This window comes from Rhizobium sp. 16-488-2b (assembly GCF_017741815.1).
Classification (GTDB): Bacteria; Pseudomonadota; Alphaproteobacteria; order Rhizobiales; family Rhizobiaceae; genus Rhizobium.
The window spans coordinates 343,011-355,516 of the sequence record NZ_JAGHMF010000007.1 but is presented as its reverse complement, the minus strand read 5'-3'; the positions used below and the strand labels follow the sequence as shown (position 1 = coordinate 355,516).

Here is a 12,506-nt window from a genome sequence, read left to right as displayed (position 1 = left end):
CCTTATTCGTAGCGCAGGGCCTGCACGGGATCGAGCTTGGAAGCACGCCATGCGGGGAAGATTGTCGCGAAGAAAGACAGCGTCAGCGCCATGACGACGACGGAGACCGTTTCGCCGACCTCCATCTTGGCCGGCAGCTGGCTGAGGAAGTAGAGCTGCGGGTCGAACAGCACCGTGCCCGATAGCCAGGAGAAGAACGCGCGGATCTTCTCGATATTGATGCAGACGATGACGCCGAGCAGTACGCCGGCGAAGGTGCCGACCAGGCCGATCGCCGCACCCGTCATGAAGAAGATGCGCATGATGGCGCCGGAGCTCGCGCCCATGGTTCTCAGGATCGCGATATCGCTGCCCTTGTCCTTCACCAGCATGATGAGGCCGGAGATGATATTCAGCGCGGCAACAAGAACGATCAGCGTCAGGATCATGAACATGACGTTGCGCTCGACCTGTAGGGCCGAGAAGAACGTCTGGTTGCGCTGGCGCCAGTCGGTGATCGCGATCTGGCGGCCAGCGGCGGCCTCCACCTTGGGGCGCAGCTCGTCGATATTGTCGGGATTGTCGACATAGAGCTCGATCGATTGTACCAGCCCTTCGGCGTTGAAATAGAGCTGCGCTTCCTCGAGCGGCATATAGATGATCGTCGCGTCGTATTCCGACATGCCGATCTCGAAGATGCCCGAGACCTTGTAGGATTTGACGCGAGGATTGATGCCCATTGGCGTCACATCACCTTCCGGTGATATCAGCGTAATATTGTCGCCCGCCTGCAGGCCGAGCTGGTCGGCCATGCGCGAGCCTATCAGAACGCCCTGGCCCGCCGCAAAGCCGACGAGGTCGCCGGACTTGATGTTGTCGGAGACGGTTTTAACCTTGCTCAGGTCTTCGGCACGAATGCCGCGAACCAGAGCACCGGTGCCGGCACCGCCGGCACCCGAGGCCAGCGTCTGGCCTTCCACGAGCGGCAGCGCCACCTTGATGCCGGGCACGGCGCCCAGGCGATCGGTCAGCGCCGGATAATCCGTGAACGGACCATCGACCGGCTGCACGATCATGTGGCCGTTGATGCCAAGGATGCGCGAAATCAGTTCGGTTCGGAAACCGTTCATCACGGCCATGACGATGATCAGCGTCGCGACGCCGAGCATAATGCCGATGAAGGAGAAGCCGGCGATCACCGAGATGAAGGCTTCCTTGCGGCGTGCGCGCAGATAGCGCCACGCCACAAGTCGCTCGAAAGCGGAAAATGGCCTGCTGGCCGCAGCCGAGCCGGATTTGGATCCCTGCTGGCTCACCGCTGCGTCTGCCATTTCGCCTCCCGCCTTCTTCTTAGCCCAAGAGCTTATTGATTGCCGCGTCGATGGTCATCGTTTCGCGGGCACCGGTCTTGCGGTCCTTGACTTCCACTTCGCCGTTCGCGACCGCGCGCGGGCCGGCGATGATCTGTACGGGCACGCCGATCAGGTCCGCGGTTGCGAACTTGGTGCCGGCGCGATCGTCGGTATCGTCATAGAGAACATCGACGCCGGCCTTGGAGAGCTCCGCGTAGATCTTCTCGCAGGCAGCGTCGCAAGCGGCGTCGCCGGCCTTCATGTTGATCACGACGACATCGAAAGGCGCGACCGAGGCCGGCCAGATGATTCCGTTCTCGTCATGCGATGCTTCGATGATGGCGGGAACAAGGCGTGTCGGGCCGATACCGTAAGAACCCATGTGGACGGCGTGTTCCTTGCCATCCGGTCCCTGCACCTTGGCGCCCATCGGCTCGGAATATTTCGTGCCGAAGTAGAAGATATGACCGACTTCAATTCCGCGCGCGGAAAGGCGATCGCTCTCGGGGATAGCGTCGAAGGCAGCTTCGTCGTGCATCTCGGAGGTGGCGGCGTAGACCGAGGTCCACTTCTTGAAGATCGCGTCCAGGCCGGCGACGTCGTCGAAGTTGGTGTCGACCGAGGGGATATCGAAATTCACGAAATCCTTGTGGCTGTAGACCTCCGATTCACCGGTGTCGGCAAGGATGATGAACTCGTGGCTGAGATCGCCGCCGATCGGGCCGGTGTCGGCGCGCATGGGAATGGCGCGCAGGCCGAGACGATCGAAGGTGCGCAGATAGGCCGCGAACATCTTCTTGTAGGAATGCTCGGCGCCTTCGCGGGTCATGTCGAAGGAATAGGCATCCTTCATCATGAATTCGCGCGAGCGCATGGTGCCGAAGCGCGGACGGATTTCGTCGCGGAACTTCAGCTGGATGTGATAGAGGTTCAGCGGCAAGTCCTTGTAAGACTTGACCGAAGACCGGAAAATATCGGTGACCATTTCTTCGTTGGTCGGGCCGTACAGCATCGGACGGTCCTGGCGGTCCTTGATGCGCAGCATCTCCTTGCCGTAGGCGTCATAGCGCCCGCTTTCCTGCCAGAGCTCGGCCGACTGCAGGGTCGGCATCGACAGCTCGATGGCGCCGGAGCGGTTCTGCTCCTCGCGGATGATGTTGTTGACCTTGTCGAGCACGCGCTTGCCCAGCGGCAGCCAGGAGTAGATCCCCTGCGACTGCTGCCGGATCATGCCGGCGCGCAGCATCAACCGGTGGGAGACGATTTCTGCCTCCTTGGGGTTTTCCTTGAGGATGGGCATGAAGTAGCGAGACAGACGCATGGCGAATTCCAGAGCTGTTGAGACGCCGCCAAATAGCGGAATCGAAGGCAATCACAATGTTGGCAGCGTTCATAACCGCTTCGCGGCAGGAAGGAAACCCGCGAGGGATTTCCACAGGCTTCTCTTAGAGCAAGTTGGAGCCCGCAAACCGAAGAAACCAAGAAAGCGGCGAAATTATAATGACTTGCGCGAAACTCTTATCAACAGAAAAAATTTACTCGAGTGTAGCAAAAATGCAAAAAAATCTGATGACAAAGCACAATCTTTGAGCTAGCTTTAGCCCACAAAACAGGCAGGGAGTTCAAATCCCTACCATTTTCGCGGTCAAGTCTTGGGAGGATCAGATCTTAGGCGCGCTTGTCGCAGCCCCGGTAACGGTTAAGGATCACGCGATACTTAAAACAAGGCTTTTAGCCTTGTTTTTTTTTGGCTTTTCGACACTGCGTCCCTCGCTCGAAACGCCCATCTTCCGCAACGTAATCTGCCCATTCCGTTACGGCACCTCCATGCCGCAACTTGATGACACGCGTATGACGCACCTTCTCTCGCATCTGCTCAATTGCTGAGCAAACGCCCTTAGACGTTAGAGAATGACGGGCCGATCTGCGGAAGGGCATCGAAGCCCCAGCCGAAATAGGTCGAAGAGACATACCAGAGGGTGTAGATGACGGCGGAGACCAGCGTCGTCAGCGAGAAGGTGAAGAGCGGCCGAAAACGCGTTGGCGCGCTGTGCACGGTGCCGAGCACGATATCGTCGTCCTCCGCCTGCGTCCGCAAGCCGATCGGCAAGACGGCAAAGAGCGTCATCCACCATACGATGAAGTAGACGGCAAAGCCCTGTAGAAATGTCTGCAGCATAAGATCTCCCACCCAAGCGGCCGCATCGGGCCACCGCCCTTATAAGACGGAACAGCGACGATACAAAGCGGTGTTGAGAGGCTTGTGCGTTCTCTGCGGCGTTTGGGTCACTCTGCCGCAGCGATCAGACCTGCTCGAGCTCGATCAAGGTGCCGAAAAAATCCTTGGGGTGCAGGAAGAGCACTGGCTTGCCGTGGGCGCCGATCTTTGGCTCGCCATTGCCAAGCACCCTCGCCCCGGCGGCCAGCATCTGGTCGCGGGCTGCGATGATATCAGCCACCTCATAGCAGATGTGATGCATGCCACCGGACGGGTTCTTCTCCAGGAAGGCCGTTATCGGGGATTGCGGGCCGAGCGGTTCAAGCAGTTCGACCTTGGTATTCGGCAGTTCGACGAAGACGACGGTGACGCCGTGCTCAGGCAATGCCTCGGCCGCCAATACCGTGGCGCCCAGCGTATCCCGATAGGCGGCCGTGGCGGCTGCGAGATCGGGAACGGCTATGGCGACGTGGTTGACGCGGCCGAGCATCGGATCAGACCTTGGTGACGAACACGGTGACCAGCGGCTTCTTGCCCCAGATCTGGTTGGCGGTCGAGCGAACCGCGCGACGCATCGATTCCTGCAGCAGATCGAGATCCTTGCGGCGTGCGCGCGGAATGCTTTCGAAGGCGCTCAGCGCGGCGTCATAGAGCGTGTCTTCGAACTCGTCGCCTTCATCGTCATAGACAGGCAGGCCGATCGCCACCATGTCGGGTTCGCCGATGATATCGAAGCGAGCGTCAATCACGACGTTCAGCGCGACATGGCCGACATAGGAGAGCTTCTTGCGGTCGCCGATGCCCATTTCGTCGAAATCGCCGATCAGCGTGCCGTCCTTGAAGATGCGGCCATGCGGGGCTTCGTCGATCACTTCCACCGTACCGGGCGCCAGGCGCAGGACATCGCCGTTGCGCACGCGCGGAACGGTGGAGATGCCGGATTGCTCCGCGAGCTCCTTGTGGGCGGTCAGATGCGTGGCTTCGCCGTGAACCGGAACGACGATGGTCGGCCGCGTCAGTTCGTACATCTTCTGCAGCTCGTTGCGGCGCGGGTGGCCGGAGACGTGAACGAGCGCTTCGCTATCGGTGATGATGTGAACGCCCTGCTCGACGAGGCCGTTCTTGATGTCCTGGATGGCCTTCTCGTTGCCGGGGATGGCACGCGAGGAAAAGACGACCGTGTCGCCCGCTGCCAGCGCCACGTTGCGCATCTCGTCACGCGAGAGCTTGGCAAGCGCTGCGCGCGGCTCGCCCTGGCTGCCAGTCAGGATGACGACGACGTTTTCGCGCGGAATATAGCCGTATTCCTCTTCGGCGATGAACGGCTTGATGCCATCGAGCAGGCCGAGATCGCGGGAGACGTTGACGACGCGCTTCAGCGAGCTGCCAAGCAGCAGGACTTCGCGCCCGGCGGCTTCGGCGGCTTCAGCCACGGTGCGGATACGGCCAACGTTCGAGGAGAAGGTGGTGATCGCGACGCGACCTTCGGCATTCTCGATAATCTTGCGCAGGCTTTCCGAAACGTCCTTTTCGGACGGCGAGACGCCGTCGCGGAGCGCATTGGTCGAATCGCACATCAGGGCGAGCACGCCTTCATCGCCAAGCTGGCGGAAGCGTGCTTCATCGGTCAACGGACCGAGCGACGGTTCGTGGTCGATCTTCCAGTCGCCGGTGTGGATGACGTTGCCCAAGGGCGTGCGGATCATCAGCGACATCGGCTCGGGGATCGAGTGGTTTACGGCCACGCCCTCGACGCTGAAGGGGCCGACATTGACCACAGTGCCGGCCGTGAACGGCGTGATCGGGATTTCGACCATCGTCGATTTTTCGTAGTTGCGCTTGGCTTCTAGGAGCCCGGCCGTGAAGCCTGACGCGTAGACAGGCACATTGAGGCCCGGCCACAGATCGGCCAGCGCGCCATAGTGATCCTCATGCGCGTGGGTGATGAAGATCGCCTTCAGGTTCTTGCGTTCCTTGGCGAGGAAGCGGATATCGGGCAGAACCAGATCGACACCCGGCAAATCTGGACCCGGGAAGGTCACGCCGCAGTCGACCATGATCCACTGGCGATGCGCGGACGGGCCATAGCCGTAAAGGGCGAGATTCATACCGATCTCGCCAACGCCGCCCAAAGGCAGAAATACCAGTTCGTCCTGCTTCGCCATACTGCTTGTTTTTCCAATCATCCAAAGAAGACGTCGCCGGCGGCGATCGTCATCATCCTGCCTGCCCCCGTATCGAGCAGCAACAGGCCATTATCATCAATTCCGCTGAAGTGGCCGGAAATCGAACGGTCCGGCAGATTCACGGTTATCTTTTCGCCAATACCGCAAGCGACATCGCGCCAGCGGGCGGTGATATCGCGAATACCGCGGCCGCGGTCCCACGCTGATAGCACATCGGCCATGGATGCGAACAGGTGCGCGAAGAGTTCCTGTGGAGAGGCGGAACTTCCCTGCTCTCGCAGGCAGGTCACGGGATAGAGCGGATTGTCGGGCATGAATGCGACGTTGATGCCGATGCCGATGACAAGGGCATAGCGCCCATCGGCCAAGGCCTCGCCTTCCATCAGGATGCCGCATGTCTTCTTGCGGCCGATCAGGATGTCGTTGGGCCATTTGACCTCGAGCGGCTCGGCGCTCGGCGGCAGCACCATCCGCACCGCCTCGTGCACGGCAACCGCAATCGCCAGCGGCAGGGACGAGATGCGCTCCATCGGCGCGGGATCGATCAAGAGAAGAGAGGCGTAGAGGTTGCCGGGTTCGGAGACCCAGGGACGACCACGGCGGCCGCGGCCGCCGGTCTGTCTTTCCGCGGTCACCCAGAGGCGACCTGCGTCCCCTGCCCGGGCCCGGGCAAGGCATTCGCTATTGGTGGACAATGTCTCCGACAGAGCCTCGTGCCTGAAGTCATCGAGCGACTTCAGGCGCCGTGGGTCGAAGCTCATCAGAACAGCGTCGCAGCTGCGAGTTCAGCCGCACCGCCGATCGGACCGCCGATGAGGACATAGGCGAGAACGAACAGGCCGGAGACGCCGAAGACGAGGCGCAGCGAGCCGGAGACGCGGGCGAATTCGCCGGTGGCTTCATCGAACCACATCAGCTTGATGACGCGCAGATAGTAGTAGGCGCCGACAACCGATGCGAGGACGCCGATGATGGCAAGCGCATAGAGCTTGGCTTCAATGGCGGCGACGAAGACGAAGTACTTCCCGAAGAAGCCTGCCAGCGGCGGAATACCGGCCAGCGAGAACATCAGGATGGTGAGTACCGTCGCCATCATCGGATTGGTGGTCGAAAGGCCCGCGAGATCGGCCACGTTTTCGACGACGGTGCCATCCTTGCGGCGCATCGACATGATGATCGCGAAGGAGCCCAACGTCATGACCATGTAGATAAGCATGTAGAGCATGACGCCCGAGACGCCCGTCTGCGAGCCGGCGGCAAGACCGACCAGCGCGTAGCCCATGTGACCGATCGACGAATAGGCCATCAGCCGCTTGATGTTCTTCTGGCCGATCGCGGCGAACGAGCCGAGCAGCATCGAGGCGATCGAGATGAAGACCACGACCTGCTGCCAGTCGGCGATGACCGGCTGGAAGGCGGTGATGACGATACGCGTCATCATGGCCATGGCGGCAATCTTCGGCGCGCTTGCCAGGAAGGCAGTGACCGGGGTCGGCGCACCCTCGTAAACGTCCGGCGTCCACATGTGGAACGGAACGGCCGAGATCTTGAAGGCAATACCGGCGAGGATGAAGACCAGACCGAAGATCAGGCCGAGCGAGCGCGCACCATCCACCGTCAGCGCCTGGGCGATATCGGCGAAGTGGGTGTGGCCGGTGAAGCCATAGACCAGCGACATGCCGTAGAGCAGCATGCCTGAGGAGAGAGCGCCGAGCACGAAGTACTTGAGGCCGGCTTCGGTCGACTTGACGCTGTCGCGGTTGATCGCGGCAATGACGTAGATCGCGAGCGACTGCAGCTCGAGGCCGAGGTAGAGCGAGATCAGGTCGTTGGCCGAGATCATCAGCAGGATGCCGAGGGTGCAGAGCACGATCAGAACCGGGAATTCGAACTTGTCGAGCTGATTTTCCTTGGCAAGGCCGAGCGACATGAACAGCGCCACGATGGAGCCGACCAGCGCCGTCACCTTCATGAAGCGGCCGAAGCCATCAGCCAGGAAGACGCCGCCATAGGCCAGGCCTTCGCTCGGAGCGAAGACCAGCCAGAGGGCTGCGACCGCCAACAGGATGATCGCGAGAACGCTGACCATGCGGCCGGAGCGCTCTCCCGAGAATACGCCGATCATCAGCAGGACCAGAGAGCCGATCGCAAGGATCAGTTCCGGTATCGAAAGATGCAGGCTTGCGAGTAGTGTTTCAGAGGTCATATCACAAAAGTCCCGTCATCATTTCATCGACAGCGCGACGTCATGCGCTGCCTGGACTGCGGCCGAATAGCTGTTGATCAGATGGTCGACGGAGGCAGCGGTCACATCGAAGACCGGAGCCGGATAGACGCCGAAGAAGATCGTCAGAGCAATCAGCGGGTAGAGGATCAACTGCTCGCGCGGCGACAGGTCGAGGAGAGCCTTGAGCTTCTCCTTGTCCAGCGTGCCGAAGATCACCCGGCGATAGAGCCAGAGCGCGTAAGCGGCCGAGAGGATGACGCCGGTGGCGGCAAAGAGAGCAACCCAGCTGTTGACCCGGAAGACACCGATCAGCGTCAGGAATTCGCCGATGAAGCCCGAGGTGCCGGGAAGACCGACGTTCGCCATGGTGAAGACCATCATCGCAACAGCATATTTCGGCATGTTGTTGACGAGGCCGCCATAGGCCGCGATCTCGCGGGTGTGAGTACGGTCATAGACCACGCCGACGCAGAGGAAGAGCGCGCCCGAGACGATACCATGCGACAGCATCTGGAAGATCGAGCCCTGCAGACCCTGGGCGTTGGCCGCGAAGATACCCATCGTCACGTAGCCCATGTGGGCAACCGAGGAGTAGGCGATCAGCTTCTTGATGTCTTCCTGCATCAGCGCCACCAGCGAGGTGTAGATGATGGCGATGACGGACATGGCAAAGACCATGGGCGCGAAGAAATCGGAAGCAACAGGGAACATGCCGAGCGAGAAGCGGATGAGGCCGTAGCCGCCGAGCTTCAGGAGAACGCCTGCCAGGATGACGGAACCTGCCGTCGGCGCCTGAACGTGGGCGTCGGGAAGCCAGGTGTGGACCGGCCACATCGGCATCTTCACCGCGAAGGACGCGAAGAAGGCCAGCCATAGCCAGGTCTGCATGTGCGGCGGGAACTTGTAATCGAGCAGCGCCGAGATATCGGTCGTGCCGGCCTGCCAGTACATGGCCATGATGGCGAGCAGCATCAGCACGGAGCCGAGCAGCGTGTAGAGGAAGAACTTGTAGCTGGCGTAGACGCGATCCTTGCCACCCCAGACGCCGATGATAAGGAACATCGGGATCAGGCCGGCTTCGAAGAACACGTAGAAGAGAACGATATCGAGCGACACGAAGACGCCGACCATCATCACTTCCAGCATCAGGAAGGCGATCATGTATTCCTTCAGGCGCTTCTCCACCGAGAACCAGCTGGCGAGCACGCAGAAGGGCATGAGGAAGGTCGAGAGGATGACGAACAGCATCGAAATGCCATCGACGCCGAGATGATAGCTGATGCCCGTGCCGAGCCAGCCGTGCTTCTCGATCATCTGGAAGCCCGGGTTCGCATTGTCGAAACCGATCCAGATGAAGAGCGACAGGATGAAGGTCACGACGGTCGTCAACAGGGCAATGTTGAGGACGTTGCGGCGGCCGTTCGGGCCGTTCTCATTCATCAAAAGCAGGAGCACCACGCCGACGAACGGCAGGAAGGTGACCGTGGAAAGAATAGGCCAATCGGTCATCAGAGGGCACTCCCGAGCATCATCCAGGTAACGAGCGCTGCAACGCCGATCAGCATGGCGAACGCGTAGTGATAGAGGTAACCGCTCTGCAGGCGCACGACGCGGTTGGTGACATCGACGACGCGGGCGGCGATGCCGTTCGGGCCGTAGGTGTCGATGACGCCGACGTCACCCTTCTTCCACAGGAACCGGCCAAGGGCCTTTGCCGAACGGACGAAGAGGAAGTCGTAGAGCTCGTCGAAGTACCACTTGTTCAAGAGGAACTGGTAGAGCACCCGATGCTGACGTGCGAGCACGGCCGGCGTCGACGGCGACTTGATATACATGTACCAGGCGGTCACGAAACCGATCACCATGGCGATGAAGGGGCTGAGAGCAACCAACGCCGGAACGTGGTGGAACTCGTGGACCAGCTCGTTGTGCTCCGAGGTGAAGAGCGCGCCCTTCCAGAACTCGGCATATTCCTCGCCGTAGAAGTGTCCTTCGAAGAACCAGCCCGCGAAGACAGCGCCGATCGCCAGCAGATAGAGCGGGATCAGCATGACCTGCGGCGATTCGTGCACGTGGTGCATGACCTCGTGCGAAGCGCGCGGCTTGTTGAAGAAGGTGAGGAACATCAGGCGCCAGGAATAGAAGCTCGTGAACAGAGCCGCGATAACCAGCATGGCGAAGGCGAAGCCAGCGACCGGCGAATGCGATGCATAGGTCGCCTCGATGATCACGTCCTTCGAGAAGAAGCCGGCGAAGCCGAACGGCGTGAACGGAATGCCGACGCCGGTGATGGCGAGCGTGCCGATCAGCATCATCAGGAACGTGACCTTGATGTGCGGACGCAGGCCACCCATGTTTCTCATGTCTTGCTCACCATCGACGGCGTGGATGACCGAGCCGGCGCAAAGGAAGAGCAGTGCCTTGAAGAAAGCGTGCGTGAACAGGTGGAAGATGGCCGCGCCATAGGCGCCGACACCGAGAGCGACGAACATGTAGCCGAGCTGCGAGCAGGTCGAGTAGGCGATGACGCGCTTGATGTCGTTCTGCACGAGGCCGACGGTCGCCGCGAAGAAGGCGGTGATCGCACCGATGATGGTGACGACGGTCAGCGCATCCGGAGACAGTTCGAACAGCGGCGACATGCGGGCGACGAGGAAGACGCCGGCGGTGACCATGGTCGCGGCATGGATGAGCGCCGACACAGGCGTCGGGCCTTCCATGGCGTCGGGAAGCCAGGTGTGCAGCAGGAACTGCGCCGACTTACCCATCGCGCCCATGAACAAGAGCAGGCAGGCGCCGGTCAGCGCGTGTGCCTTGTCGAGGTGCATGCCGAAGAGGTTCAGAACCACTTCGCCGCCCTCGCCGCCTTCATGCGCGAAGCTCGCGGCATTGGCGAAGATGGTGTCGAAGTTGATGGCGCCGAAGAGAACGAAAACGCTCGAGATGCCGAGGATGAAGCCGAAGTCGCCAACGCGGTTGACGATGAAGGCCTTCATGGCGGCGGCGTTCGCCGACGGCTTCTTGAACCAGAAGCCGATCAGCAGGTAGGACGCCAGACCCACGCCTTCCCAGCCGAAGAACATCTGGGCAAGGTTGTCGGAGGTGATCAGCATCAACATCGCAAAGGTGAAGAGCGACAGATAGGCGAAGAAGCGCGGGCGATGCGGGTCATGATGCATGTACCCGATCGAATAGAGATGGACGAGCGTTGAGACCGAGTTGACGACGATCAGCATGACCGAGGTCAGCGTGTCGATGCGCAGCGACCAGGAGACGTCGATGCCACCGGACTGGATCCAGCGCAGGACTTCAACCTTGATCGGGCCGCCTTCGACATGGCCCATGCCGACGGTGATGAAGACGTACCACGACAGGACCGCCGCGATGATCATCAGACCCGTGGTGACGAATTCCGACGCCTTGGCGCCGATCGCGCGGCCGAAAAGGCCGGCTATGATCGCGCCGATCAGGGGAAGAAAGACGATAGCCTTATATAAAAACATAGCCTTATCAGCCCTTCATCATATTGACGTCTTCCACGGCGATGGAGCCGCGGTTGCGGTAGAAGACGACGAGAATTGCGAGACCGATGGCCGCTTCAGCAGCAGCGACGGTCAGAATGAACAATGCAAAGACCTGGCCGACGATGTCGTTCAGGAACGACGAGAAGGCGACCATGTTGATGTTGACGGCGAGCAGAATGAGCTCGATCGACATCAGGATGACGATGATGTTCTTCCGGTTGAGGAAGATGCCGAAGACGCCGAGCGTGAAGAGGATGGCGCTGACCGTCAGGTAATGGGAAAGTCCGATGACCATTGTGTTGTTTCCTTAAGCTCGCGCCTGCCTCAAAGCCCCTGCCCCGGCTTCACCGAGATCACCTCGACGGCGGTCTTCGGGTTGCGGGCAACCTGGTTTGCGATGTTCTGACGCTTGACCGTCGTGCGATGCTTGAGCGTGAGCACGATTGCCCCGATCATCGCGACCAGCAGGACGAGAGCGGCGATTTCGAAGAAGTAGACGTAATTCGTATAGAGCACGTCGCCGAGGGCGGCGGTGTTGGTGCGCTCGGTGATCGCGGGGATCGGCATGGCGACCGTCTTGGCGATCTCCGGCGAGATCACGCTGCCGCCGACCACGACAATCAGCTCGGCCGCGAGGATCACCCCGATCAGCGCGCCGATCGGCGCATATTCGAGAACGCCCGCGCGCAGCTCCGTGAAGTCGATGTCGAGCATCATGACCACGAAGAGGAAGAGAACCGCCACGGCGCCGACATAAACGACGAGCAGGATCATCGCGAGGAATTCAGCCCCGAGCAGCAGGAAGAGACCGGCCGCGTTGAAGAAAACCAGGATCAGGAACAGAACCGAGTGAACCGGGTTCTTCGACCAGATGACCATGAACGCCGACGCTATCGCGATAAAGGCGAAAATATAGAAAAATAGAGCCTGCAGACCCATGTTCGTGCCTTCTTCATCTTCCCACGGGCTGCCGGGTACTCCCCCCGCCCGATGAAGCTTCGCATTGGTTGCCGCGAAGCT

At 60.5% G+C, this 12,506-nt stretch carries 11 protein-coding genes; all 11 read right to left on the bottom strand.

Going from position 1 to position 12,506, the window contains the following annotated elements; all coding sequences use genetic code 11:
- Positions 1–2: 2 nt before the first annotated feature.
- On the bottom strand, positions 3–1,310 hold the full coding sequence (locus J5286_RS08005) for a lipoprotein-releasing ABC transporter permease subunit (protein WP_113238568.1): 1,308 nt from the start codon (positions 1,308–1,310) through the stop codon (positions 3–5).
- A gap of 19 nt (positions 1,311–1,329) precedes the next feature.
- Positions 1,330–2,652, bottom strand: coding sequence for a proline--tRNA ligase (gene proS / locus J5286_RS08000; protein ID WP_018900194.1), 1,323 nt, complete (start codon positions 2,650–2,652; stop codon positions 1,330–1,332).
- Positions 2,653–3,228: 576 nt separating this feature from the next.
- A complete protein-coding gene (locus J5286_RS07995; RefSeq protein ID WP_018900195.1) occupies positions 3,229–3,510 on the bottom strand; it encodes a DUF1467 family protein in 282 nt (93 codons plus the stop codon).
- Positions 3,511–3,634: 124 nt separating this feature from the next.
- Complete coding sequence (gene mce / locus J5286_RS07990) at positions 3,635–4,039, bottom strand: methylmalonyl-CoA epimerase (protein ID WP_209189865.1); 405 nt, start codon at positions 4,037–4,039, stop codon at positions 3,635–3,637.
- Between the two features lie 4 nt (positions 4,040–4,043).
- The gene (locus J5286_RS07985) at positions 4,044–5,714 is read right to left on the bottom strand and encodes a ribonuclease J (RefSeq protein ID WP_209189864.1); all 1,671 of its coding nucleotides are present in this window, start codon (positions 5,712–5,714) and stop codon (positions 4,044–4,046) included.
- 17 nt (positions 5,715–5,731) lie between these two features.
- The gene (locus J5286_RS07980; protein WP_112941540.1) at positions 5,732–6,496 is read right to left on the bottom strand and encodes a biotin--[acetyl-CoA-carboxylase] ligase; all 765 of its coding nucleotides are present in this window, start codon (positions 6,494–6,496) and stop codon (positions 5,732–5,734) included.
- A complete protein-coding gene (gene nuoN, locus J5286_RS07975; RefSeq protein ID WP_209189863.1) occupies positions 6,496–7,941 on the bottom strand; it encodes an NADH-quinone oxidoreductase subunit NuoN in 1,446 nt (481 codons plus the stop codon). The genes J5286_RS07980 and nuoN overlap by 1 nt, the downstream gene beginning before the upstream one ends.
- 18 nt (positions 7,942–7,959) lie before the next feature.
- Positions 7,960–9,471, bottom strand: coding sequence for an NADH-quinone oxidoreductase subunit M (locus tag J5286_RS07970; protein ID WP_209189862.1), 1,512 nt, complete (start codon positions 9,469–9,471; stop codon positions 7,960–7,962).
- The gene (gene nuoL, locus J5286_RS07965) at positions 9,471–11,465 is read right to left on the bottom strand and encodes an NADH-quinone oxidoreductase subunit L (protein ID WP_047509993.1); all 1,995 of its coding nucleotides are present in this window, start codon (positions 11,463–11,465) and stop codon (positions 9,471–9,473) included. The genes J5286_RS07970 and nuoL overlap by 1 nt, the downstream gene beginning before the upstream one ends.
- A gap of 7 nt (positions 11,466–11,472) precedes the next feature.
- Positions 11,473–11,781 (bottom strand): NADH-quinone oxidoreductase subunit NuoK, encoded by a 309-nt coding sequence (gene nuoK, locus J5286_RS07960; protein WP_018900202.1) that lies wholly within the window; start codon positions 11,779–11,781, stop codon positions 11,473–11,475.
- 29 nt (positions 11,782–11,810) lie between these two features.
- Positions 11,811–12,425 (bottom strand): NADH-quinone oxidoreductase subunit J, encoded by a 615-nt coding sequence (locus J5286_RS07955; protein ID WP_018900203.1) that lies wholly within the window; start codon positions 12,423–12,425, stop codon positions 11,811–11,813.
- Between the last annotated feature and the right edge of the window lie 81 nt (positions 12,426–12,506).